Raw genomic sequence first — 25,921 nt, 5'->3', positions numbered from 1 at the left:
AATCATAAATTTGTTCAATAACTTGCTTTGTTGGCTCAATATTCTACTCTATAGATAAGGGCACCGAATTGGAGTAGGCATGCGCGGGTTCATTTTGGCACTGATGTTGCTGATGGTTAACTCTGTTTTTGCAGACGAGCTAATTGGTTTTGCGGCTTATGAGAATGGTGATTACAACACCGCATACCCTCATTTAATGCAGGCTGCAAAAGAGGGTAATGAAGAGGCAATGTATTTATTAGGGCGCATGTATCAATATGGGTATGGTGTACCCATGAGTTATGAAGAAGCAAGAAACTGGTATCAAAAATCTGCTGAAAAGAAGTATGCTTTATCTCAATTAAGTCTTGGATTTATGTATGACTCTGGTAAGGGTGTGACCCAAAATTATCCAGAAGCATTTAAATGGTATATGAAAGCAGCAGAGCAAGGAAATGCTATTGCCCAAAGAAATGTTGGCTTAATGTATGCAACAGGTGACGGAGTTCAACAAAGTGATACCAATGCATTCACCTGGTTTAGAAAAGCCGCGGATCAAGGTTACAGTAAGGCTCAAGTAAATTTAGCTTATCAATATATGACAGGGAAAGGTACACCTAAAGATGTTAATAAAGCATTGGAATGGTACCAAAAAGCAGCCGAGCAAGGTGATGAGAAGGGGGCTTACAGCTTAGGTCTGCTCTATACAGGGCAACAGGGCGGAGTAGCCGCTGATGACAAAATTGCTTTTTATTGGTTCTCTCAGGCAGCGAATCAAGGACACCCCAATGCAGAAACATACCTGGGGTATTATTACCTCAAAGGATATGGAGTAGATGCTAATCCTCAAAAAGCTGCTTACTGGTATCAGGCTGCGGCTGAGAAAGGCCAACCTGAAGCGCAAGCACAAATTGGTCAGTTACTTTTGACTGGTACTGGAGTGGATAAAGATTATCAACAGGCAGCCTTCTGGTTTGGTAAATCTGCAGCTCAAGGAAATCCTGTAGGTCAGGCTAAATTAGGGTATATGTACATGGCTGGGCTAGGGGTACCTAAAAACTTAGTTAAAGCTTATGCCTGGCTTAAAATTGCCGCTGGAAATAAAAATGAAGAAGCAGCAAAAGAACTCAGAGCCTTAGACAGTAAATTGTCCGAGCAGGATAAAAAAGACGCTGATAAAATAATTAAAGATATGGGGCCTTTAGAAAGTAACGCACAAAACGATGATTAAACATTGTGAAAGCATTCATGGAGTATGCGTATCTTGTCTTTGCGAGCCTTGGCGAAGCAGACGGGTGCTTCGCTGAAAATCTGAACAATTGTTTCACTTAGTTCGCAATGACCACGATTTGATCCACAAATGACATATGCTGTGACACAATGGTAGCCTGGTTGCTTGCAACCAGGCTACAGACTGAATGAGAGAGGGCATAAAGTATAAACAGCTTTTAAAAGCTGTTTATACTTTCTCGAATCACACTAACCGATACTTTTCCTTGTTTATCCTTACTCCGTTTTAGCAAAGTATAAACTGTTAATTTAAATTCATCGCTTGTTACAACAGCTACGTTGAGAAAATATTTGCTTTCTATAGTAATTTGTTCACTGGGTAAATCAATTTTTTTAGCCAACTCAGCAATGTCTTTAAGATCTTTTATGCCATTTTCTCCTCTTGCCATTATGAGCTCATTCACCTGGACTTCAGTCATTCCATTACCAAGTGACATAAGTACTTTTTTTGAGGCAGTATTGATATTTATCGGAGTCGTTTCTGGTAAGACAGTGACAAAAGGTTCTATAGCCTGGTACACGGCTGAAGAAACATCTTTAATTAATCTAAATTCTGAAGTGCTGTTCATTAATTGATGACTTGGATAATAAGGAGGTTTTTGTGAGAGGTAATAGGAAGTGTAATTATCCTTACCACGAGCGAGATCATAAGTAGTTAACCAGTCTTGAACCCCAAGCGCCAAATTAAGCTGTTCTTTATTATTTAACTGATGAGTGGTATGACTAATAAGATTAATAAAAACCGGCAGTAATTTTTTTTCAATCAGATTGTTGAGATTAAAACGCGCTTGTAAGTCATAAAGACCACCGCTTAATTTTATATGATTAACAATCAGCTCCATATTTTTAGGATATTGGGCAACCATACCTTGCTTATCCAATTTGGTAAATTGCTTGGTTTTATCACTTAACTCATTCATTGCCCAAAACAATACAGCCTGTGATGCAAGATAAAGTTTGTCGTGAGTAACTGTTAATCGAGTTCGGTAAATATCTAATTGCAATCTGGTGCTCATAGCTGTGGCAACAATTGCCACTAAAGTCATGATAAAAAGAGCTGTGAGCAGGGCACCTCCCCGAGATTTTTTAAGTGGATGCATAAAGAGCCGCCGGAATAACGAATAACAAGTTCATTTCACCCCATTCTGGCAACGTAATATTTATCTGTATTGCCTTCGGTAATGGTTCTTTCCCTTGGTCTTGAGTGACGGCTTGTTCCCGCCATTCTGGTAAGAGCTGCAGACTTTGATTTAAGTAATTAAAATGACAGTTAGTTACATTATTAAGCAATACTTTGTCTTCATAAGTCTTTCTATTGGCCGGATCCAGACTAGGCCATGTGCGATGAAGAAGTGAGCCATCCATACATACAAGAGCGATACGTTTTAGATTACTGCGCTTCTCAAAGCTTTGAGGATTAATGTTGCCATCTCGAGTCAGCTCCAGATATTGAGGTTGCCCAACAAAAACCGGAAATAGGTGCATTTCGTTTCCTCTAATGGCCCGCTCTACAGTTTGCGTTGTGTCCTGTTGAATTAAACTAATGGCAAGCTGTAAGGCATTTAAACGCTCCGCTTGGGCATTAACCCGGGTTCGATTAGTGAAGGCATAATATAATGAAGAAGAAGTAATGGTCGCTAATATTGCAAAAACAGTTAGAGCAATTAAAATTTCAATCAGGGTAAATCCCTTGTTATGTTTCATTGTAAGTACCTGAAGGCAACGAGTTCTTCACGAAAAGGTCCCGATTGTTTGGGGCTAACAGAAATGGTGATTTGCTGCATTTGTTTTATGGGAGTGGCGCTGAATTTTGCCCTCCAATACCACTGTTGTCCAAGCATGGTGGTCGCCTGTGTTGACTCTTGGCTCTGGTTTAGCTGGAGCAGATTGAGCTGAATCATAGAAACTCCTTGCATGGCAACCCAATGACCAATCGCTTTCTCTTTGATGCGATGGGTATTTTCTATATTTTGTGCTGTGGCTTTTAATAAAGCCGTTAAAGCAATAGCGATAATAGTAAGTGCCAGTAATACCTCAATTAAAGTAAATCCTGATATTTTCTGATTTGACTTTGTATGAGGATTCATTTGATTTTAGCCGTAGAAAAAATTAGATTGCCATTATGAGAGCCCTTTAGCGTGGTCATCATCTCTTTATTTGTTCCAAAGCTTAAAGTAAAAGGAGTCATGTCTCCAGAAGAGTTAATGATTATGGATGGCGATCCTGGAAGAGGCTTATTATTTGTTTTAAGAATAATGACCGTATTTTTAGGGAAATAAGTAACTTTAAAAATCCCTTTATTAGAGATGGGCTCCCAATTGGAGGCGTTTTGAAATCTTAAAATTTGATAACTGTTATTATTGATGCGAAGTCCTAGGGTGCTGGTTTCTAAAATAGCTTGTTGCTGGGCTAATTTAAGGGCATTTACTAATTGATCGACTGAAAACAATATTCGTCTGCTTTCGCCAAAATCCCCAAAAGTAATTAAGGCAAAACCAACGGTAATGCCTATAATAACAATGACGATTAGAATTTCAATTAGGGTAAAACCTCGATTAGTGATCATCCCAGTTACCAATCTCCGCATTAATACCTGTTCCACCAGGTTGGCCCTCAGCTCCCAGAGTAAACACATCCACATCACCGTGCTGTCCAGGATTTAAGTAAAGATAATCTCTTCCCCAAGGATCCTTAGGTACAGACTTAAGGTATTGTTTCCAATTGGTTGGGGTAGGGTTATTTGACGGTTTTTCTACCAAAGCCATTAAACCCTGATCCGTACTGGGGTATGTGCCATTATCAAGCTTATACAAGTCAAGAGCATTTTGGATGGCGAGTACATCTTGTTTTGCCTTTACTTTACGAGCCTCATCAGGACGCCCCATAATTTTAGGTACGACTATAGAGGCTAAAATACCTAATATAACGACAACAACCATAATTTCAATTAATGAAAAACCCTTTTGTCGATTCATCTTTGTTCCTTTGAAAACTAAATGGTAAATAATAACACACTTTTAATGCATCAACCTATGCATCCATATAAAAAGTCCATCCTATTCTATAGAGCATTATTCTTTAAGCAACTAATTGTTCCATTGAAAATATCGGTAATAATGTCGCCAAAACAATAAACAGAACCACTGCACCCATGAGCAAAATCACCATGGGTTCTAACAAGGTCAAAGAGGTATCAATTAATCGCTTTACTTCATTATCCAGATGATTGGCTGAACGTTCCATCATATTGGAAAGTTGACCACTTTTTTCACCGCTGGCAATTAAATGAATTGCCATCGGGCTGATGTAACGAGTTTCTTTTAGGGCCTCATGGATACCACTGCCTTCTCTGACACGCAGTGTAGCTGCATCAAATGCTTGTCTCATCACTAAATTGGTAACCAGACTTGCTGAAACGCGCATGGTTTCAAGTACACTCACTCCTGCCGCAAAGAGAATTCCAAAGGTGTGGATGTAGCGGGCAACGTTAATTGTTTTTGCCAGATAGGACACAATAGGTAAGCGGAGAATTAACCGATGCCATGCCATTTTAATTTTTATATTGTTCAAGCTTCTTTTAAAACCAACAATAGCAAGGAGGATGACCATTAAAGTATAAAGCCCATACGATTTAATAAACTGACTAAAGGTAATGAGCAGTTGAGTCATACCCGGCAGCGTTTGTCCGCTACTGGTAAATACTTCAATAATTTTAGGGACTACAAACGTGAGTAAGAAGCTAATAATTGCTACAGAAACAATGATCATAATAAGTGGGTAAATCAAAGCCTGCTGTACTTTTTGGCGGGTATTTTGCTGATTTTCAGTATAATCAGCCAGCTTTTCCAAAACTAAGTCAAGACGCCCTGTTTGCTCTCCTGAGCCTACGGTCGCTCTATACAATTCAGGAAAAGCATTGGGGTATTGAGCCATGGCCTGCGCCAAACCATACCCTTCGAGCACCTTGGCACGAATTCCAATAATAAGCTCTCTTACTTTATCTTTTTCGGTTTGTTCACTGACGCCGCGTAAGGATTCTTCTACGGGGATACCGGCAGCAAGAAGGGTGGCTAATTGTCTGGTGAGTAACGACAGATCCGCTGCGGAGATTTTGCTCTTCGTATTGGCAACGCGCTGTTGGGTCAGAGTCTGAATTTGAGTCGGTATTAAGCCTTGTTCACGCAACAATTGGCGGGCATGGCGCTCTGAATCCGCTTCGATCACGCCTTTACTGGGATTGCCATTTTTTTTTAGCGCTTGATATTGGTACGCGCCCATATTATTTTACTATAGTTGAAAACTATAGAGTGTAATCTATTGGGTTTAATAAGTCACTTAAGGTAAACTTACAGCCGAACTATCCTGGAGACTAAATGATGAGTAAAAATGTAGTGCTTGAGGCAATTAAGGAACACGAAGCAAAGTTTATCGATTTAAGATTTACTGATATACGAGGTAAGGAACAACATTATACTATTCCAGTATCCGCTGCTGATGATGATTTTTTTGAAAATGGAAAAATGATAGATGGTTCATCATTCAAAGGATGGCAGAAAATTCATCAATCTGACCTGGCACTCATGCCGGATTTAGATTCTGTCAAATTGGATCCATTTTTTCAGGATAATACTTTATTCATACGTTGCAACGTTGTTGATCCACAAACAGGGCTTGGTTATGATCGTTGCCCTCGGTCATTAGCGCAACGTGCAGAAGCTTATTTACAATCTACAGGTATAGCTGATGGCGTTAATTTTGGTCCAGAACCTGAATTTTTCTTATTCGACAATGTTCAGTGGGAAACCAATATCAGCGGATCTTTTTATAAAATAGATTCTGATGAGGCGCATTGGAATTCCGGCAAAGAAATGGAAGGTGGTAATATAGGCCACAGACCTTCTGTAAAAGGCGGTTACTTCCCAGTTCCTCCGGTAGATTCTTCTCATGATATTCGTTCTGCTATATGTTTAACTCTTGAGTCATTGGGATCTGTAGTTGAAGCACATCATCATGAGGTGGCGACAGCAAACCAATGCGAGGTGGCAACACGTTTTAATACTTTGACTAAAAAAGCAGATGAGCTGCAAATTTTAAAATACGTTATTCATAACGTAGCCCATAATTATGGAAAAACTGCGACTTTTATGCCTAAACCTTTGGTAGGTGATAATGGAAGCGGGATGCACTGCCATCAATCATTATCGAAAGATGGAGTTAATTTATTCGCTGGCGATCAATATGCGGGTCTTTCTGAAACCGCCTTATATTACATCGGCGGAATTGTGAAGCATGCCCGTGCCTTAAATGCCTTTACCAATCCATCTACTAACAGTTACAAACGTCTGGTTCCTGGATTTGAAGCACCAGTATTATTGGCTTATTCTGCAAGGAATCGTTCTGCTGCAATTCGTATACCTCATGTACATAACCCTAAAGCACGTCGGATTGAAGTTCGTTTTCCTGATCCAACAGCAAACCCTTATCTGGCTTTCACTGCCATGATGATGGCCGGACTTGATGGTATTCAAAAGAAAATTCATCCTGGACAACCTATGGATAAAGATCTTTATGATTTACCACCTGAAGAGCTTGTTGATGTTCCAACAGTTTGTTCTTCTTTGGAGCAAGCAATGGAAAATTTAAGAGCTGATCATGAGTTCTTGTTGCAAGGCGATGTATTTAGTAGAGACTTTATTAATAATTACATCCGATTGAAAGAAGAGGAAATAACAAAAATCAGAAGTCTGACCCATCCTTTTGAATTTGAGTTATATTACAGTCTGTAAAGACAAAGGATAAAGGTGATGAATAAACTTTTCCTGCTGGCTGCATTAATAATGATGACGTGCACTTCACATGCGGAAGTTTATACCTGGACAGACAGTCAAGGAGTTGTTCACTTTAGTGATAATCCGCACCCAGGTGCGGAGAAACTAAAAATTCCTGATGATCAGAGTTTTTCAACACCTTCTCCTTCTTCTTCCTCACCAAAACAGGAGGTTACTCCTGTTCAAGAAGAAAATAATACTAGTGAAAAAAGTGATAGAACCTATACCAAAATAGCGATTAGAGATCCTCTTAATCAGGCTACAATTCGTAACAATCAAGGGTACGTTGTTGTTTCCGTTGAATTAGAGCCTAAATTATCGGAAGGCGATAATTTGCAAATATTATTTGATGGAGCACCACTGGGAGATCCCCAACCGAATACGATTTTTGAATTAAATGGTATTTACAGAGGATCTCATACTATTGCTGTTCAGGTGGTTAATGCGAATGGAGAGGTTCTTTTAACCAGTGATCCAATCACTATATTCATGCAGAGACCTCGTGTGGGTATGGCTCATTAAGGTGGAAGCGAATCAAAAACAGGGATTGAACATCTGCTCATTTCTAGTTTATTAGGGTAATTCTGATGAATGCTGATAAAAAAATTCCCGCCTCAAAATCTACTGAATTTTCTGTGGCTAAAAGTGATAAAATAATTATCAGTGCACATGCTCTTTTTGAAGGCATCGGCATAGCTGGTTTAATTTCTGCAGCATTCTGGTATACCACTGCACCTATTGCTCCTGACGGCTTTACAGGACCTATCTCCACAGTGACCATAGCAGTATCAACGGTTATTTCTCTATTTTTAGCGATTCCCATTTCACTGTATGGCTTTAGAAAATTAATAGACGATATGTTTCATTTGCATGAAGAGATAACTTCTTCCGTAAGAGAGTTCATTAACTTATCTGAAGAGTTATTTTATGAGCTGTTACAATTACGCTGTTTATTTTCTAGTGATGAAGAGTTCACTCAACATCTTTTATCAGGAATAGAAAACAATTATTTTTTAATTACTGATTCACTTGTGGCATCTGTTTGCAAAAAATTCAAGCAATTTGAGACTGTTCATTTTGTATTGCTCTGGCAACCGAGAGTGAGACTGTTATTAAGTTCAAACAATAATCTGGAGCAAATCAACTCTTTTTCTTTTATTGAGCTGTTAGCGAATAGCGATCTTTCTGCTAACAAGTCAATTAGAAAGTCATTGATTCATTACATAAAAAATAATTATTTAGCTAATGAGTTAACTTTTGAAAAAGTAGTTCAAGACGCTAATAATAACCTTCCTCATACCGGACATCTTAGAAATACAATTTTTGGTATTGCTTCTGGGGTGGCTTGTGCTGAAGTATTATTAAGCATTGGATGGACGGTTATCTCTGTATTAATCGGTGTTAAAGTTATTGTTCCTATATCCAATTTATCATGGGCAGTTTTTGCATTGTCTTCTATTTTTATTGGCTTTTTATTTGGCCTGGGGATGGGATTAAGCCGCCATAAGCAAAAAAGAAATCTATTACTTAGTTTAAAGCTAAAAAATAGAAATATGTTTTTGATCAAAACAAGAGAGTTTTTAAATAATATATTTACTGAACGGGTATATCTGCAAAAAAACTTGAAGCACAATATGAAAAGAGATTTATCAGTATTAGCCTAAAGAGAGTATATCGCTTTTGTTTTGTTGTTTTCAGTGTCTGGCTCTATTTATGTAGGAATAGATTTTTAAATGTATTAATTTAATTCAGGTACCTGTATATGTTGACTTTATTATCACCCGCTAAAAAATTATTATCGATTGCAAAGCCTTATTCTGGCAATACTTCACAACCTTTACTAATCAAAAAAGCCGTGAAATTAGCCAAGATTATGAAGTCTCAATCTATAGAGCAGATCGCTGCTTTAATGGATTTATCTAAAGAATTGGCTGTATTAAATTACGATCGATACCAACAGTTCTCTTTCAAAGAGAGTTCTATGCCTCACTCGTATCCCGCTCTATTTTTATTTCAAGGCGATGTTTATCAAGGCTTACAAGCTTCAAGCTGGACGGCTGAAGAAATTGATTATTCTCAATCTCATTTGGGAATTTTATCCGGTCTTTATGGATTTTTGAAACCTTTGGATGAAATTCAGCCCTATCGCCTTGAAATGGGCGTGCGTCTTGCCAATCCTTGCGGTGCCAATTTATATGATTTTTGGCGTGAGCCGGTAACTAAAGTCTTGAATCAACAATTAGCTCTTCAAGATAATCCTTTGCTTATTAATCTTGCATCTGCAGAGTACTTTAAAGTAGTGGATGAGAAAAAAATAAAGTCCCCAATCATTACCATCAATTTTTATGAGCAAAAGAATAATGAAATTAAAATGATTGGTATTCATGCCAAGAAGGCAAGGGGAGTAATGGCCAAATTTATTATGCACCATCGAATTGAGCATTTAGAACATCTTAAAGACTTTACTGAGTTAGATTATCGGTTTAGTAAAGAACATTCCTCTGAAAGTCATTTAAGCTTTGTTAGAAATAAATAAGATACCTCATGTGGAACTTATCCAGTCGCATTCATAAACTCAATTGTTTCCCGGATGATGGAGTCAATTGCTATGTCAAAAGAGACGATGAATTAGGATGCGGTATCAGTGGTTCAAAGTTACGTAAATACTCAAGTCTTATCCCTTTTTTAATTCAAAAAAACATACGTCATTTAATTATCATTGCCGGTCCACAGTCGAATAATTTACTGGCAGCATTACAAATAGCGAGAGAACTCAAGTTACAGGTTACTGCGTTTTTAATTAAGCCGAGAAATTTAGAAGTGCAGGGTAATTTTAAATTGAGTCTGCTTTTTTTAAATGAACAAGAAATTATTTGGGTGAATCGTGATGAGTGGCCTGAAGTTGAGAACTTGGCTCATGACTTTCTTAATGGCCTTAGCGAAGTCGGTTTTGTTCTTAATGAAGGAGCCAGCGTTACGGAGGCTTTAAGTGGCGCTATGAGTCTTGCTGAAGACATCATTGAGAATGAAAAAACGATGGGGTTTAGTTTCCAACATATATTTGTAGACGCAGGAACCGGGTTTTCAGCTGCGGGTCTGATTAAAGGACTGGCACAATTAAATCATCCATCTCTTATTCATGTCTTATTATTAGCTGACGAGGAGCAAATATTTCATAATAAACTTAAGCAGTGGACTGGTATGACCCCAGGTAATTATCAGTGTTTTTATCCTTCTACAGCACGGTCTTTTGGCGCCATAAATAAGACAATTAAAGATGAAATAAAGCGTTTGGCAAGAGAAGAGGGGATTTTAGCTGATCCCATTTATTCAGCAAAATTATTTCATGAAGCAAGAAGGTTCATAGAGGTCGAAAAATTAAAAGGCAATGTGTTGATTATTCACTCTGGCGGCCTCTTAACCATGGCCGGTTTCGAGTTTTGAACGCTTTAAGTGCAGGCTGTGAGATCTGGCCAGTAAAAAATGCTCGCATACTTAGTATCTCAACTTCGAGTTTTTTTGAAAATTGGCGAAAAACTGTCGTCTTTGCGAACGAAGTGAAGCAAAGACGGTTTACCAATCAGCTTTGTAAAAAAGGCCAATGTCCAGACTTAGTGTATGCTGCGCTTTTTTACTGGTTAGAGCTCTCAACCAGCGCTCAACTCTGACTGTTTAAAATCTTTTATAAATCAATAAATTCAATTAATTAATCTTTTCCCCCTTGAATTTCTGCAAAGTACCCTAATATGTTTTGTATCAATTTGAAAATGTATAACAGGAGATTGGGTAATGGTTAGTAAGCAACAAACTATGGGGTTTCAAACTGAAGTAAAGCAAATGCTTCATTTAGTAGTTCATTCGCTGTATAGCAATAAAGAAATTTTTCTCAGAGAGTTAATTTCAAATGCTTCTGATGCTTTAGATAAATTGCGTTTTTTAGCCTTATCTAATGGAACTCTTTTTGAAAACGATTCAGATTTAAAAATTACTATCCAGTCGAATGAAAAGCTGAAAACGATAACGATTAATGATAATGGTATCGGTATGAGTTGGGATGAGGCAGTAGAAAATTTAGGGACTATTGCTAAATCGGGAACTAAAGAGTTTATGAGCCAGTTAACAGGGGAGAGTGCCAAAGACTCTCAACTTATTGGTCAATTTGGAGTGGGGTTTTATTCAGCATTTATTGTGGCGGATAAAGTTACTGTAAAAAGCCGTCGTGCTGGTTTAAAAGCTGAGGAAGGAATAGTCTGGGAATCATCTGGCGATGGCGAATTTACTATTGGTTATGAAAAAAAGGCAACGCGTGGTACTGAAATTACGTTACATCTAAAAGCTGAGGATGATGAGTTTCTAAGTGACTGGCGTATTCGCAGCATTATCAGTAAATATTCAGATCATATATGCTGGCCAATAGTCATGAAAAAGACTTCTGAAGACGATAAAAAAACTGATGAGTTTGAAACGGTCAATAAAGCAACTGCCCTATGGACTATGCAAAAATCTGAGATTAGCGATGAAGAATATAAATTGCTTTATAAACATATTTCTCATGACTACCTGGATCCGCTTACCTGGTCACATAACCATGTAGAGGGGAAACATGAATATATTACCTTACTCTATATTCCTTCTCATGCTCCGTATGATATGTGGCAGCAAGAAGTAAAGCATGGCTTAAAGCTTTATGTGAAACGTGTATTTATAATGGATGATGCGACTCAATTCTTACCTAGATATTTAAGATTTGTAAAAGGAATTGTGGATGCTAGCGATTTACCACTCAACGTATCACGTGAGATTTTACAAGATAATAAACAAGTCGAAAGCATAAGAGCTGCCTGTACGAAACGTGTCTTATCCATGCTGGAAAAAATGAGCACCAGCGATAAAGAAAACTATCAAAAGTTTTGGGATGAGTTTGGTTTGGTTTTAAAAGAAGGCCCTGTTGAAGATTTTGCCAATAAAGAGAGCATTGCCAAATTACTTCGTTTTGCTACTACTATGAGCGGTTCAGAGAAACAAGAAGTGACCCTGGATGAATATGTAAGTCGCATGAAAGAAGGTCAGGACAAAATTTATTATATTACTGCGTCCAGTTATAATGCAGCCAAGCATAGTCCTCATTTAGAAATTTTTAAGAAAAAAGGCATAGAGGTATTGTTGCTTAGCGATAAAATAGATGAGTGGCTCGTTGGTTATATGAATGAGTTTGCTGGTAAAAAACTGCAATCCATTTCTAAAGGTAAAGTTGAATTAGGTGATGAATCCACTGACCAAATCAAAGAGCAAGAAAAGACTTTAGAGCCTTTAATCAAGCATATTAAAACAGTACTCAATGAACGTGTTAAAGACGTACTGGTCACTAATCGCCTCACTGATTCTCCAGCATGTATTATTGCCGATGAGCAAGATATGGGATTGGAAATGCAGAGAATTTTACAAGCTGCGGGACAACAAGTTCCGACAAGTAAACCTATCTTTGAAATTAATCCTGATCATGCACTGATTAAACGGTTACACGATATTCAGGATGATACTCAGTTTGAATTATGGGTTACTATGTTATTTGAACAGGCAGTATTGGCCGAAGGTGGTCAGTTAGATAATCCGGCCGATTTTGTTAATCGAGTAAACAAATTATTGGTTTCTTCTTAATTAACTCAAAGTTATGACGGGCCCGGCTGCAAGCAGCCGGGATATCTGTAAAGTATTTTTATGATGACGTAGCCTGGGTGCAGCCGCAGGCGTAACCCGGGAGCTGTGGCAGGAAAACCTGGGTTACGCCTGCGGCTGCACCCAGGCTACTTTTTTAATAAAACTCGACAGTTTTGAGGGAAGCAAAAAAAATACCGCGACAAAGCCGCGGCACGTATGGAATAAATCAAAAGCTTTATAAGTTGGGTCATGACCCAACCTACGATTGTATTGTATTTATAAATGAAGAGCGTATTGACCAAGAATTTCGTTCTCTTTCTCTTCTATTAATTTCACACTATTAGTTCTACCCCAAGCACCTTGTATAATGAAATTATTACGGTGCTCGCAAAAGAGAGGTAAGTTTTTCGCGGTCTCTAATAAGGATAATTTGTCTTCATCTGATTCAAGATTTTCAAGTTCGGCAAATAATTTCTCCAGAGATTGGTTCCTTAATATTTTTAACGTATCACGCCAGGACTCTGTATTGTTAATCCCAAAAAAACGATCCAGATAAGGATTGGAATGAGTATTCAATTCCGGAATATTCTTAATGTTTAGATAAAGCTCATTATATTGATCGATGGTTAAATCAGTATTTTGAACTTCGCTTATTAACAACTCTTGCAGTTCGTATTTATTAAGAACGCTTCGGTTATCGCACAGTGTTTGCAAAATTTCATAAAGAGGTTCAACTTTAAGTGGTTCAGATGAAATAATTTCTTCTGGCTTGGCAGTGACTGGTGTAACCAGAGGAACTACTACAGGCACTGAGAACTCGAATGAAACAGCAGTTGTTTTTAATGCCTCTTGAAGACACGCAAATTGCTCTTGTTTCGTCTTGGTTTTTGTTTCTGTAATAGGAGGAAGTTTAGCGAGAAACTCTTTTGCTTTACCTGTTTCTTGCAAGGTGAATAATAAGTTAGCGAAGGTCTCTTTTTCTTCCCTGGCCGCTTCTTTATAGTATGTAAAGACTCTTTCAACAATCAGCGCTAACTCAACGATTTCGATGACACTGTACTGAGAGGAACGTTGAGACTGCAGATTATATAATTTTGTATACAATCTAAGCAGTGGTGCTAAACGTTCAGCAATGACTGCTGACTCAGTAGGATCTTGAGGTGCAAATTCAGTGCCAGTGGTCGCCGTTAACAATAACTTAGGACCATACATCACCATAGCCGCGGCATTATTCTCTACACCATCGTTTCGGTTAAGAATTTCAATTAGTTGTTGTTGCTCACTCTTTGCAAGTAAATTGAACGATTCTTTGATGCTCCCTACGAAGAGGCGCGTTCTTTGATCATAAACACCGTCTTCAGCAATGGACATGTGTTTCGTTTGTGCATCAGTTTTTACCTTGAATAAATGACAACGCAACATCTGTGCAACACGTGTTATAGCAATGATTTTTTGTTCATTTTCTAAGTTATTTTCTATAGGAAGGATCTCTGGTATTGCTGCTGCTAACTTTTTACGATAAAGCTGGAACGCAGTTTTACTGGGCTCGGGATTATCATGATCTTGAGCTACAGTTACCAGTGTTTTATAGAGTAGTTCTATTTTTAATTGCACTTCAGGTTGCCCGGCGCTAATACTGGAAAAAGAATCAAGCTGTGCTGCACCATAAATATCAAAACAGTGATGAGCAAATACTAACTCCGCCATTTTAGGATCTTTTTTGTATGCCGCGAAAAATAGATCCAGTCCTTTTTTAATCCCTGCAAAAGGTATTTCTCCTTGAATGGTCTGGGCGATATTCATTTCATTACATAAGGTAATGAGTTCATCGCAAATACTGATGGCTTCTTTATTAGCATCCTCCGGTGCAATCCCGTCCCAGATTAGAAACTCAGTTGCCGAGCAGCCTTTAACTGCTCCACCAACAGCTCCATATACCTCTAATGCAGCATCATGATCAACGTGAGCCGTAGCCTCTGTGAAGTGTTGTTCATCACTTGGTTCTATCTCATTGTATGGTTTTTTAACTAGAGACTTATCAGGTTGATCATAAAACATAACAGTGGGTTCGAATTTATAATAAGTATTATCCGGTAGACGAACAAAATAGATTCCTTCTTTGTTCTTTCTGACGGCACTCTTAATCACATCGCCTTTGCCTGCGTCATGAATGGCCAGATGGAGTTTAAAGGCAAGTTTATTGGCTTCTGAATGATTTTTTAATGTTAATAGATCTTTGAATTCTTCAGATATCCCATGAATCCCTCGTGGAAAAACAATAGATAAATTACCACCAAGACTTAATTCAGAGTAAATTAAACTATTACCCGTTCTTTTAAATTCAACGTCAAAGGCCCCGTTTTGCTTTAACAAGTTTAGTGCTGTATCAGTAGGCATTGCCTCTGCTCTTAAGCGATAAAACAATGCGGTTGTGAGGGGAGTGAGATTTGTTGTGGGAGTGATCTTTTGCAATGCTGCTTTTAGATCGCTTAACATGGCTGAACTTAAAGGTTTTTGGGTGACCTGCATGTATTCAGCAACTGCTTTTATCCATTGCAGCATATTTTCGTTAAGCAAAGTCTTGTTAATATCCTTTTCAGTAGACCAGTCAAGGATTTGAGTTATAAGCAGGTTAAGTGACTTGGCTTGTTCCGGAGTAAATTGATGTAATGAAAAAGTATTTGATTCAGAGCCTAAAATATACTGAATCTCATCCTTCAGATTTTCTATTGTCAGCAGTGAAAGTTGTTGCTGCAACTCCATAAAACTAACCGTGGTCCAGGTAGATTTTACCTGTTGTTCCAATTGAACTATTTTTTCTTTATTCGTTTCAGGATCTTGTTTTAGATCATATAAGTTGCTTTTTAATCTCAGAATAATACTGTAATGATTCAGGAGACCTCGTTGTGCCTCTTGCTGTTCCTTGGGAAGGGCTTGTATGGCAATGAAATGCAAGAGTGAGGTAAAGAACACAACATCTATTTCCTTACCATAAGTGAAGAGTTGAGATTGGTGACCAATAGCTTGATCAGCGAGATCACTGCGTATTTCTGAGGCGGGGGTTGAATCAATTAACACGCCAGTATTGTTGATCATTCGCAATTGCAAATTTGTTGCCGGGACACGTTCTATTTGAGTAAAGAGCATTTCTTTTTTTAAGGGAGGCAAGCCCATACTTCCCCAGGCGCCTTGCTCAATGACCATCATTAATGAAGGAACAACATCATGAGGCCAAAATCCCTTATATTTTGAGTGCTTGATAAATGCTGTCACGGGTAATAACAGTTCATCTGAATAGCGCAGTGTTAGCAAAAGATAAGCACGTGACATGATCTCTGTAAAACTGGACAGCCAGGAATTTTGGTCGTATTTAGGTAGAGAACGAGTAGTTCCTGATGCTACATGAAGATTATCAATTTTTACCATTTCTTGCGCCGCTTGTACCGCTTTAGTGGGATCAGTACTGCGGGCATTATAGGGAAGTGTATTCGGATTTTTTATTATTTCTTGGAGCTCTGAGTTCTTTGAATAGGGAAGATTGTAACCCATATTAAATAATGTAAATTTACGACGCTCTTCATCAGACAGCTGAGAGAGGAAATCTGTAACTCCATTGAATGCAGCAATATTCACTAATGTTGCGCCTTCAGGGGTAGCTTTTTTAACTTGTTCAATCCACGCGTTAGGTGTATCCCTGTTTAATAAACAAGACTCGGGCGCGGGCTGGTCGGCGTAGTAATCTTCTACTTCTTCAGTGGCATAAAACGCTTCACTCTGGGAAGATTTATTATAGTATTTCTTTTTTTCTTCATCATAGCTGTAATAAGTAGTAACTGGGCCAGCAATAATTTCAGGATAAGCCTCAGCGGGTAAATCTAATTGTTGTTTCAATAGTTCCAGATATTTATTTAAATAAAGGGCACGTAAGCCATATTTTCCTTGAGGATTCTGCTTGCCATTCGCATCGCAGGGAATTTCATCACTTGTTACGAGTTTCACTGGTGTGTTTTGATCAATAATACCTGCTGCTTTTGCCTGTAATATCAAATGGAAAGTAGCTAATAAATCATCACCGTCTTTAGCGGCATCTGTAAAGAAAATAACGGGCTTCATATCCTTCTCCTAGGTATAGTTATAATAGGGCAGCTTTTTATCATGGTTGGCAGAAAAAAAACATATTGTTTACAGATTTATTACATAACTTGTCGTTGCATCTATCATGAATGGATTGAAAGGCGTTTTATGAAGACTGGGTGTAAGGGGGGGAAGTTAAATATTAGCATGAAGGGCTTAAAAAAAAGGCTCGAATATCGAGCCTTTAATTTATAGGGAAATCCCTTATTCATCCGTTAAACGAAAATATTTAGTGCCGAAATATCTTTGTAATTTCTTTCTAATTGTTCCACGGCTAATACCCAGCATTTTAGCCGCTTGTAATTGATTTCCACGACGTTTTTCCATAACAGCTTGTAGTAAAGGAGGCTCAACTTCAGACAAAATCATGTCATAAAGATCATCAATGGATTTGGTTTTATTTTCAGCAAGAAAGCGGGTGACCAAACTGTACACTAAATCCTGTAAACCTTGTTCTTGTTTAATGGATTGGGTCGTTGTTTGTGTTTCAATGACATTCATCTTAACTTCCTTATTATTAATTAAATCATACATTCCAATTGCTTACACTAACAAATGAAAGCAAGATTAATTGTACATGAAGGTTAATTGATTATCTAGATTTTCAAGCTAAAAACAGGTATTTATTTAGGACAATTCCGTCTCTACCAGCTCAAACAATGAGCAGTCAGCCTTGTTGCTTGACAATGATTCTTTAAGGTCGGAAAGTTGGTTGACCATTTTTTGGGGCTGTGCCGGATCTTGATAAAAAGTTGAAATATATTGAGATAATTCAATGGCATTACAATCATATTGCAGAAACTCTGGCACCATCATTTTCTTGACTAAAAGGTTGCATAACCCTAAAAATTTTACTTTTATCAGCGTCATGGCCGCATGATAGGTAAGAAAGGAAGATTTATAAATAATGCACATTGGTTTTTGTAGTAAAGCACATTCAAGAGAGGCCGTTCCAGATGCAACGATTACAAAATCTGCAATGGCCATGCAATCAACTGCTTTACCTTGAATAAAGGAAATAGATGAGCTTTTGTTTGAAAAATAAGTTTTAATTTTTTGAGGATTGATAGTAGCTGCAATAGGGATTACAAAATGCAGATCAGGGTATTGCTTATCAAGTAACTGCGCCGTTTCTTGAAGAATTGGCATATGTTTTTCAATTTCATGGGTACGACTTCCTGGCAGTAAAGCAATTATTCTTTTTTGCGCAGGTATCTGAAGCTCCTCTTTAGATGCCAGCGAGCCCATAATAGATGACATTTTGTCTACTAATGGGTGACCGACAAAACTTACTGGCACACCTGCTTTTTCATAAATACTTTTTTCAAAGGGCAAAATCACGGCCATTCTATCAACACATTCTTTTATTAAATGGATGCGATTGGCTTTCCAGGCCCAGATTTGGGGGCTAATGTAGTATAGAATTTTAAGGCCTAATTTTCTTTTTGCATATTTTGCTAATCGCAAGTTAAAACCCGGATAGTCTACCAAGATAAGTAAATCAGGTTGTTGTGTTCTTAAATGTTTTTTAATGGCCAGGAATGCACGGCGCAGTATTTTCAAAAAACGAATCACTTCGGTTAAGCCAGTGACTCCATAGCGAGCCAGATCATAAACCAATTCAGCTCCGGCATTTTGCATGTGTTTACCGCCAATACCGCTAATTTCTATATTGGGGTAGGCGGTTTTTAGCTGCCTGATTAGGGCCGCTGCATGTATATCGCCTGACTCTTCACCGGCAATAATGACAACTCGCTTAGCTTTCTGCATATCGTTCGGTGAGATTGTTATTAATCAGTGCGGTAATTTTTTCTGCGGTTTCCAGAGCATATTTACCCTCTTCACCAGTAACCAGTGGAACAGTGTCATTTTCAATGCACATTAAAAAGGCTTTGATCTCTTCTAATAAAGCATCACCCTTGTCAAACTCTTTTAGTTCACGGGTTATTTCAGGGATTCCCGGAAACATTTCCCCTTCACCTTTTTTGAACACAGCAAGTTGCTTATTATGATAATCAATTGAAATATAAGAATTATTTTGAAAAATTCGTGTTTTACGCTCGGTTTTAAAACTAATTCGGCTGGCGGTAACATTCGCGACACAATGGTTGGCAAAAGTAATGCGCGCATTAGCTATGTCAATCGCTTTAGTCAATACAGGAGTTCCTTGAGCAACAATAGACACGATAGGGCTTTTAACCATATTTTGAATAATATCGATATCATGAATCATTAAATCAAGGATGACATTAACATCGGTTCCACGAGGATTAAAGGGAGCCAAGCGCTCAGATTCGATAAATAATGGCGATTCCAAATGATGTTCTAATGCCCGATGTGCTGCATTAAAACGTTCAAGATGACCTACCTGCAATTTAGCATGGTGTTTTTTAGCCAGCTGAATCAATTCCTCTGCCTGGATTACCGTTTCTGTAATAGGCTTTTCGATAAGAACATGTATTCCTTGTTCCAGACAGGATTTTGCAATTTCATAATGTTTGTTAGTAGTTGCTGCAATGCTTACTGCATCAACTTGACCAAATAAATCGCGATAATCCTGATAAGCCGGGACATTAAGTTCAAGCGAGATCGCTTCGCATAGTTCCGGATTAACGTCACATACTGCGACTAATTCCGCATTAGGAATGAGTTGGTATTTTTGGGCGTGAAATCGACCTAAATAGCCGATACCAATTACTGCGCATCGAATTTTATTCATAGATCATCATTTGCTAATAATTTGTACGCATGATCGCATTTCTTAGGTGATAAATCAATTTTATATCTGTATTATCTCAAAATCTGATTTTTGAGAACGAGAGGATGGCTTTGGATAATTTAATTCTTATGGCTGGTGTGGATGAAGTGGGGCGGGGGCCTTTAGCCGGGGCAGTAGTAACAGCTGCGGTTATTTTAAAAAAAACAATACCGGGACTTGCTGATTCTAAAACGTTAACAGCTAAAAGTCGTAAATTATTATCATTACAAATAAAAGAACAGGCTTTGGCCTATGCATACGGTAGAGCAGAAGTAGAGGAGATCGATAGACTTAATATTCATCATGCGACTTTATTGGCAATGAAAAGAGCTGTAGAAGCTTTATCAATACAACCACATACCGTTAAGGTGGATGGATTACATGTCCCGGAGTTGAGCGTGCCTTGTGAAGCTATAGTGCAAGGTGATAGCTTGGTTCCTGAAATAAGTGCTGCATCCATTCTTGCCAAAGTGTTACGTGATGAAGAAATGGAAGAGTTTGACAGAATTTACCCTGGGTATGGGTTTGCAAGCCATAAAGGGTACCCAACTGTGGCTCACCGGGAAGCTTTGATTCGATTGGGCCCGTGCCCAATCCACAGAAGAAGCTATGCACCGGTGGCTGCTTTAATTGACTAATTGTGTGAAATGGATGTGAAATTTAACCCGAAGCGTCAGGAAAGAGGCTGGCGCTAGATGGATTTTTTAATGCAAGCTGTTAAATAAAATTCGATGTGAACTTATAGACATTAAAATACCAAAACTGGCTAAAAAGGTAACCATAGCCGTTCCTCCGTAACTGACCAACGGAAGAGGGATCCCGACCACCGGAATAATTCCCATAACCATGCCAATATTGACAAAGCCAGATAGAAAAAACGACATGGCAAGACTTGCGGCTAAAAGTCGGGTGAAGGTAGTCTGCGCGTTACTGGCTATATTTAGGCTTCTTAATGAAATTAACACGATAAGTGCAATCACCGCAAAACCACCAGCAAAACCGAACTCTTCACCACTTACGGCAAAAATAAAGTCAGTGGCATGTTCCGGCAAGAAATTTAGATGAGATTGGCTGCCTTCTAACCAGCCTTTACCCATCAACCCACCAGATCCTATAGCAATTTTTGATTGAATAATATGATATCCAGATCCAAGCGGGTCTTGCTCCGGATTAAGCAGAGTATAAATTCTTTGTTTTTGGTAATCATGCATGACATGCCAAACTACCGGAACCGCTGCTCCTAGAAGAAGGATGATTAATAGAATAATTTTAAAACGAATACCCGCTAAAAAAACCACGCATAACCCCGCTGCACTGACCATAATGGCGGTGCCTAAATCCGGTTGTTTAGCGATTAATAAGGCAGGAATAAAGATGATCAAGCCAGCTATACAAATTGATTTTAAGCTACTGGGATGAGCCTGGCGATCAAAAAACCACGCGGCCATCATGGGAACAGCCAGCTTCATGATTTCAGAGGGCTGGAAACGGAATAAGCCTAATTCAAGCCATCGTTGTGCTCCTTTACCAATTTTCCCCATGAGCATTACTGCAATGAGCAAGGATAAGCCAACGCTGTAAATCCAGGGAGTCCATATTTTATATTTATGAGGAGGAATGAAACCAAGAACAAGCATAATAAGAGTAGCAATAACAAGCCGCATGGATTGGCGTAAAATCATTCCCATATTGGCATTTGAAGCACTATATAAAATCAAAAGGCCAAAGGTAATTAAAGTCAGTAACAGCCCCAGCAAGGGAAAATCCAGGTGAAGAGCCTTCGCAGTGAAGCGATAAACGGGTTTAGTATGTGTTCTATTCATGAGTCGCTTTAATAGGATAAAGTTGATAATACGTATCCAGAACTTTGCGCGCTACGGTCGAAGCACTAGTATCATTTTCAACCACAACGGCTATGGCAATTTCTGGTTTTTTTACCGGAGTAAACGCGATAAATAGTGAGTTATCACGCAGAGCCTCAGGTATGTCCTCATATTTGGTCTTTTCATATTGTCGTCCGCTATGCACTTGAGCAGTTCCGGTTTTTCCTGCAACAGGATAGGGTGGGTTGCGTCCAAATCGGTAGCCAGTTCCTTCATTGCTCGTTAAAACACTATGCATGGCTTCAGCCACTATATCCCAATGCGCCTCGTCTTTGAGGTAGACGGGATATTCTTCAACAGGACTGTACTCTTCAATTTCTTCGTTATCACTATTTACGGTTTTACTTAATAAATGCGGTCTAAAACGTTGCCCATGTTGGCTTAGGGAGGCGGTAGCATTAGCCATTTGCAAGGGGGTTGCTAACATAAAACCTTGGCCAATGGAGGTGATTAAAGTATCTCCAGGATACCAGGAAACGCCCTTAGTTTGTTTTTTCCAGCGTGCGCTGGGGATTATTCCATTTGCTTCTTCATGCAGATCGACATGACTTAACTGACCCAAACCAAATTTTACTAACATATCCTCGATATTAGAAATACCCATTTTGTGACCTAGCTGGTAAAAATAAGTATCGCACGATACGGTGATTGCGCGTTTAAAATTAATCACTCCATGTCCTGTTTTTTTCCAGTCTCTAAATATATGACTGGCAGTTGGGAGTTTAAATTTACCCGGGTCATAGATTTCTGTATCCGTTGTTATAAAACCTTTTTCTAATCCCGCCAAACCAACAAATGGTTTGATGGTCGAAGCAGGCGGATATACGCCTCTTACGGCTCTGTTGAAGAGAGGTCTTTGGAGCGCATTAGATAAAATCTTATAGTCCTTTGAACTTACTCCGCCCACAAAAATATTGGGATCAAAGCTGGGGGAACTGACCATAGCCAAAACTTCACCATTATGCGAGTTGATGACGACCACAGCACCTCGTTTATCTTTAAGTGCTTCATATGCAGCTTGTTGAAGCCTGGTGTCTATACTCAAATACAGTTTTGCACCAGAATGGGGGTTCACTTTATTTATTACTCTAAGGGTGCGGCCACTGACATCCGTTTCTACCATTTGGTAGCCTACCTTACCGTGAAGAATATCTTCATAGTATTTTTCTATACCTGCCTTGCCAATAAAATTGGTAGCACGATAATTGGTCGGATCTACTCTTTTTAATTCTTCCAGATTAATTCGGCCAACATAGCCCAGTACATGAGCCGTCATTTCACCTAAGGGATAATGACGCATCAGTCGTGCTTTAATGCTGACCCCAGGGAAATGATATTGATTGATGGCAAAAACAGCCACCTCTTCCTGGCTTAATTTTAATTTGATAGGAATGGGAACAAAAGAACGATTTTGTGACTTGGTACGATTAAAATTTTCTATATCATCATCGGTAATGGAAGGAAGTAATTCCTGTAGCTTCGCTAAGGTTTTTTTAATATTTTTTACATGTTCTGGAATTATTTCAAGAACGTATACTGGGATATTCTCTGCCAGCAATACCCCATTTCGATCGAGAATGACTCCCCTAGGCGGAGCTATAGGAATAACACTCATCTGATTTTTTAAAGAAAGGGTTTGATAGCGCTTAAATTCAGATATTTGCAGGAATGCTAGTCTTAGAATTAAAATTAAGGACAAGATAATAAGAATAGCTACGAGTAGATTGAGCCTAAAACGTTGATCCCGAGATTCCGCTCGATAATTTTTGAAAGATTGATTTGGACGCATCACATGCAATAATCTTTAGAGGAAAAAACGAAAAAGAGAATAGTATCCTAAAATGAGTTTTTTTACCAATTAATCTAATCCAGATTTACCATTCGTTGCCATTACTTATGATATGGATGATTGTTTATAATAGTCCAGGCTCTGTATAAGGTTTCTAACAACATAATGCGTACTAAAGGATGAGGGAGCGTTAATTTGGATAAAGACCATCGTTCGTCACAAAGATTTAAGATTTCAGTGGATAGACCTTCTGGCCCTCCGATTAAAAAGCAAAAGTGGCTGGAGATTTGTTGCAATTGAGTCATCTTAAGCGCTAAATCTTCACTGCTAAATGATTTTCCCTCAATATCCAGAGCGATAAGTCGTGCGCCATGAGGTAAAGCTTCTTTAATTAATGAAGACTCTTTTTCCAGAATACGAGCCAAATCAGACGATTTGCTGCGGCGAATAAGGGGGATTTCCGTAATTTTTAATTGAATGCTGTCATTAAACCGTTTGGCATAGTCATTTGAGCCTTTTACGACCCAGTCAGGCATTTTATTGCCTAAAGTAATCACAGTAATTTTTAACATAATAGCCTAAGCTTTTGGATGTTCTTCCCACAAACCTTCAAGATTATAAAATTGTCTGCTTTCAGGTTGCATGATGTGTACTATGAAGTCCCCGAAATCGATTAAAGCCCAATCACCACTGTCCTCGCCAGTAGAGCTCATTGCTGGTAATCCAGCTAATTTCATCTCTTCCATTACTTTTTGAGCAATAGCTTTTACATGGCGAGATGCTCTTCCAGACGCAATAATCATATAGTCTGTAATCGTAGTTTGCTTATGAACATCAATAACTTTAATGTCTATAGCTTGAATGTCCTCGAGGGATTTTAATAACTTGTCTAGCATAGGGTTTTGAGCTGGCATAAGTAAAGTAATCTTCTATCAAAAAGCGCCGAATGATATCAGCAATTGGTTTATATAAAAAGAGTTAATCATTATTCTTCTACTATTTGAACTTTGGTTAACAAAAATTTAATGACTGCAAACAATACCAGGCACCCGAAAGTGGCGATAAAAAGGATGCCTAATTGTTGAGTGAATGCGGTGGCATAAAGACCTTTTAAAACTACCAGATTCGTTTCACCAAGCGGAATAGCCGTGAGGGCTGCCAGCTTCCCTGATAAAAAGCCGCCGATTCCCAAAGAAACAAAAAAGATCCCCATCATGGTGCTGACTTTATTTTTATCAGCAAGACTAGTAATAGCCGCTAAACCCACTGGAGACAAAAGTAGTTCAGCTAAAGAAATCATTAGATAAGCTGGGAAAATAAGTAATGGAGATATTAAAGTGGTTTTATCTCCAGCAGTACTGACCAATGCAATAATTCCGTAGGCAATAGTGATAAACAGCATGGCAAGTAAGAATTTTTTCCCTGTACTGACTCCACGTTCTATTAAGGTCTGCTGATGGTGTTTTCTTGAAAGAAAAAAACCTATAAATAACATACCAACACTTTGCACCGTAATGTAATAGGGGGCAGGGAATTGAATGCCCATAAATGTTGGTTGCACCACTCGCGAAATAAAGAGAGTCAGTGACATAAACATCTGAAAATAAAAAGACCAAAACATGACAGAGATAATACACAGCAAGCCTATTACAAGGGTTTGGCGTGATTGATTGGCATTTTCTTTATTCACAGAGTAGAGGATATAGCTGGCTGAAAACAATACAACAATACCAAAAATCAAATTAGCCAATTGTGGCGAATTAAGAATATAAAAGGATAAGGACCAAAGAAGGAGCATTAATCCAAAGGCAAGAATGATTTTTTTATATTGGAACTCAAAAGGATTGTAATCTTTGATTTTGTATTTCATTATTCCATAGGTAAATACCATAAAGGCAATGATCATGCCCAATGCGGCACTGATAAATGAGGCTGTCCAACCAAAATATTCGCTTAACAGGCTTGGCAGGGTAGTACCTAATATAATACCGGTAGTAATTCCCATATAAAATATGGTAAAGCCGCTTTCGCGACGCGCTGAACCAGTAAGATATTCATTCCCTAATAATGAAGATATATTGGGCTTTAGTAGACCTGTTCCTACGGCAATACCAGCAAGCGATGCAGTGAGCCCCATGTTATTGTCTATCAGTGATAAAAGACAATAGCTGATAAATAAAACTACGGCACCTAATAAAATAGCTCTTTTTTGTCCGATTAGTTTATCGGCTATCCATCCACCCACTAAAGGGGAAAGGTAGGTTAACGCTGTAAATGAGCCCACTAAAGCATAGATCTGCTTGTCTGGCCATTTGAAATGTAATGCCAAATAAAGCGCTAATAAAGATTGAACAACATAAAAACCATACCGCTCCCACATTTCTGTGGCAAAAAATATACTGAGTGATTTAGGGTGTTTTTCCATAGAATATGCTTTTTATAAGGTTGCAGTCATTGCCGCCAATATATCATAGAAACAATAAGGTGACTATTCTTTGGGAGAGGTGTTGTTTATTTGACTGAATAATTGATAATAAATTTTGCGTCATCCCTAACGAAGCGAGGGATCTCCAAATGATGGCGCGGTGCTCATGCTAGAAGA

Annotated in this window: 23 protein-coding genes; 8 read left to right on the top strand and 15 right to left on the bottom strand. The window is 38.5% G+C overall.

What is annotated here, in order from left to right; genetic code table 11:
- Nucleotides 1–79 precede the first annotated feature (79 nt).
- Nucleotides 80–1,210: an SEL1-like repeat protein gene (locus LOX96_RS10960; RefSeq protein WP_250421523.1), complete on the top strand. Its 1,131-nt coding sequence runs from the start codon at nucleotides 80–82 to the stop codon at nucleotides 1,208–1,210.
- A 217-nt stretch (nucleotides 1,211–1,427) separates the two neighbouring features.
- Here the strand turns inward: LOX96_RS10960 and gspK are convergent, their stop codons facing one another.
- From gspK to lspF, 6 genes are all read right to left on the bottom strand, one after another.
- Nucleotides 1,428–2,369, bottom strand: coding sequence for a type II secretion system minor pseudopilin GspK (gene gspK, locus LOX96_RS10955; RefSeq protein ID WP_250421522.1), 942 nt, complete (start codon nucleotides 2,367–2,369; stop codon nucleotides 1,428–1,430).
- On the bottom strand, nucleotides 2,356–2,973 hold the full coding sequence (gene lspJ / locus LOX96_RS10950; protein WP_250421521.1) for a GspJ family T2SS minor pseudopilin variant LspJ: 618 nt from the start codon (nucleotides 2,971–2,973) through the stop codon (nucleotides 2,356–2,358). The genes gspK and lspJ overlap by 14 nt, the downstream gene beginning before the upstream one ends.
- Nucleotides 2,970–3,356, bottom strand: a complete 387-nt coding sequence (gene lspI, locus LOX96_RS10945; RefSeq protein ID WP_250421520.1) for a GspI family T2SS minor pseudopilin variant LspI — start codon at nucleotides 3,354–3,356, stop codon at nucleotides 2,970–2,972. The genes lspJ and lspI overlap by 4 nt, the downstream gene beginning before the upstream one ends.
- Nucleotides 3,353–3,835 (bottom strand): GspH family T2SS minor pseudopilin variant LspH, encoded by a 483-nt coding sequence (lspH, locus tag LOX96_RS10940; protein WP_250421519.1) that lies wholly within the window; start codon nucleotides 3,833–3,835, stop codon nucleotides 3,353–3,355. Before lspH ends, lspI begins: the two co-directional genes overlap by 4 nt.
- Complete coding sequence (gene lspG / locus LOX96_RS10935; RefSeq protein WP_250421518.1) at nucleotides 3,825–4,244, bottom strand: GspG family T2SS major pseudopilin variant LspG; 420 nt, start codon at nucleotides 4,242–4,244, stop codon at nucleotides 3,825–3,827. Before lspG ends, lspH begins: the two co-directional genes overlap by 11 nt.
- Before the next feature lie 103 nt (nucleotides 4,245–4,347).
- Nucleotides 4,348–5,547 carry a GspF family T2SS innner membrane protein variant LspF gene (gene lspF / locus LOX96_RS10930; RefSeq protein WP_250421517.1) on the bottom strand — a complete coding sequence of 400 codons (1,200 nt, stop codon included), beginning with the start codon at nucleotides 5,545–5,547 and terminating at the stop codon, nucleotides 4,348–4,350.
- Between the two features lie 98 nt (nucleotides 5,548–5,645).
- On the opposite strand from lspF, the gene glnA reads away from it, so the two are divergent.
- From glnA to htpG, 6 genes are all read left to right on the top strand, one after another.
- Nucleotides 5,646–7,055 carry a glutamate--ammonia ligase gene (gene glnA, locus LOX96_RS10925; RefSeq protein WP_250421588.1) on the top strand — a complete coding sequence of 470 codons (1,410 nt, stop codon included), beginning with the start codon at nucleotides 5,646–5,648 and terminating at the stop codon, nucleotides 7,053–7,055.
- Between the two features lie 18 nt (nucleotides 7,056–7,073).
- Nucleotides 7,074–7,619 carry a DUF4124 domain-containing protein gene (locus tag LOX96_RS10920; RefSeq protein ID WP_250421516.1) on the top strand — a complete coding sequence of 182 codons (546 nt, stop codon included), beginning with the start codon at nucleotides 7,074–7,076 and terminating at the stop codon, nucleotides 7,617–7,619.
- Nucleotides 7,620–7,684: 65 nt separating this feature from the next.
- Nucleotides 7,685–8,761, top strand: coding sequence for a hypothetical protein (locus tag LOX96_RS10915; protein WP_250421515.1), 1,077 nt, complete (start codon nucleotides 7,685–7,687; stop codon nucleotides 8,759–8,761).
- 98 nt (nucleotides 8,762–8,859) lie between these two features.
- The gene (gene yaaA, locus LOX96_RS10910) at nucleotides 8,860–9,633 is read left to right on the top strand and encodes a peroxide stress protein YaaA (RefSeq protein WP_250421514.1); all 774 of its coding nucleotides are present in this window, start codon (nucleotides 8,860–8,862) and stop codon (nucleotides 9,631–9,633) included.
- A gap of 8 nt (nucleotides 9,634–9,641) precedes the next feature.
- Nucleotides 9,642–10,541, top strand: coding sequence for a pyridoxal-phosphate dependent enzyme (locus tag LOX96_RS10905; RefSeq protein WP_250421513.1), 900 nt, complete (start codon nucleotides 9,642–9,644; stop codon nucleotides 10,539–10,541).
- A 345-nt stretch (nucleotides 10,542–10,886) separates the two neighbouring features.
- Nucleotides 10,887–12,755 carry a molecular chaperone HtpG gene (gene htpG, locus LOX96_RS10900; protein WP_250421512.1) on the top strand — a complete coding sequence of 623 codons (1,869 nt, stop codon included), beginning with the start codon at nucleotides 10,887–10,889 and terminating at the stop codon, nucleotides 12,753–12,755.
- Between the two features lie 276 nt (nucleotides 12,756–13,031).
- Here htpG and LOX96_RS10895 read toward each other — a convergent pair whose 3' ends face one another.
- The 4 genes from LOX96_RS10895 to LOX96_RS10880 form a co-directional block, all read right to left on the bottom strand.
- On the bottom strand, nucleotides 13,032–16,868 hold the full coding sequence (locus LOX96_RS10895; protein ID WP_250421511.1) for a hypothetical protein: 3,837 nt from the start codon (nucleotides 16,866–16,868) through the stop codon (nucleotides 13,032–13,034).
- 225 nt (nucleotides 16,869–17,093) lie between these two features.
- Nucleotides 17,094–17,390, bottom strand: a complete 297-nt coding sequence (locus LOX96_RS10890; RefSeq protein WP_348645838.1) for a helix-turn-helix domain-containing protein — start codon at nucleotides 17,388–17,390, stop codon at nucleotides 17,094–17,096.
- Between the two features lie 126 nt (nucleotides 17,391–17,516).
- The gene (lpxB, locus tag LOX96_RS10885) at nucleotides 17,517–18,659 is read right to left on the bottom strand and encodes a lipid-A-disaccharide synthase (RefSeq protein ID WP_250421509.1); all 1,143 of its coding nucleotides are present in this window, start codon (nucleotides 18,657–18,659) and stop codon (nucleotides 17,517–17,519) included.
- Nucleotides 18,646–19,608 (bottom strand): Gfo/Idh/MocA family protein, encoded by a 963-nt coding sequence (locus tag LOX96_RS10880; protein ID WP_250421508.1) that lies wholly within the window; start codon nucleotides 19,606–19,608, stop codon nucleotides 18,646–18,648. The genes lpxB and LOX96_RS10880 overlap by 14 nt, the downstream gene beginning before the upstream one ends.
- Nucleotides 19,609–19,712: 104 nt before the next feature.
- Here LOX96_RS10880 and rnhB point away from each other — a divergent pair, with 104 nt between their 5' ends.
- The gene (gene rnhB / locus LOX96_RS10875) at nucleotides 19,713–20,285 is read left to right on the top strand and encodes a ribonuclease HII (RefSeq protein WP_250421507.1); all 573 of its coding nucleotides are present in this window, start codon (nucleotides 19,713–19,715) and stop codon (nucleotides 20,283–20,285) included.
- 66 nt (nucleotides 20,286–20,351) lie between these two features.
- Here the strand turns inward: rnhB and rodA are convergent, their stop codons facing one another.
- The 5 genes from rodA to LOX96_RS10850 form a co-directional block, all read right to left on the bottom strand.
- Complete coding sequence (rodA, locus tag LOX96_RS10870) at nucleotides 20,352–21,470, bottom strand: rod shape-determining protein RodA (RefSeq protein WP_250421506.1); 1,119 nt, start codon at nucleotides 21,468–21,470, stop codon at nucleotides 20,352–20,354.
- Nucleotides 21,463–23,319: a penicillin-binding protein 2 gene (gene mrdA / locus LOX96_RS10865; protein WP_250421587.1), complete on the bottom strand. Its 1,857-nt coding sequence runs from the start codon at nucleotides 23,317–23,319 to the stop codon at nucleotides 21,463–21,465. The genes rodA and mrdA overlap by 8 nt, the downstream gene beginning before the upstream one ends.
- A 101-nt stretch (nucleotides 23,320–23,420) precedes the next feature.
- Nucleotides 23,421–23,891, bottom strand: a complete 471-nt coding sequence (gene rlmH, locus LOX96_RS10860) for a 23S rRNA (pseudouridine(1915)-N(3))-methyltransferase RlmH (protein WP_250421505.1) — start codon at nucleotides 23,889–23,891, stop codon at nucleotides 23,421–23,423.
- A gap of 6 nt (nucleotides 23,892–23,897) precedes the next feature.
- Nucleotides 23,898–24,233 (bottom strand): ribosome silencing factor, encoded by a 336-nt coding sequence (gene rsfS, locus LOX96_RS10855; protein ID WP_250421504.1) that lies wholly within the window; start codon nucleotides 24,231–24,233, stop codon nucleotides 23,898–23,900.
- Nucleotides 24,234–24,304: 71 nt separating this feature from the next.
- On the bottom strand, nucleotides 24,305–25,744 hold the full coding sequence (locus LOX96_RS10850; RefSeq protein WP_250421503.1) for a peptide MFS transporter: 1,440 nt from the start codon (nucleotides 25,742–25,744) through the stop codon (nucleotides 24,305–24,307).
- Nucleotides 25,745–25,921 lie beyond the last annotated feature (177 nt).

This window comes from Legionella maioricensis (genome assembly GCF_023618015.1).
Taxonomy (GTDB): domain Bacteria; phylum Pseudomonadota; class Gammaproteobacteria; order Legionellales; family Legionellaceae; genus Legionella; species Legionella maioricensis.
This window is presented reverse-complemented; position numbering and strand designations above follow the sequence as displayed.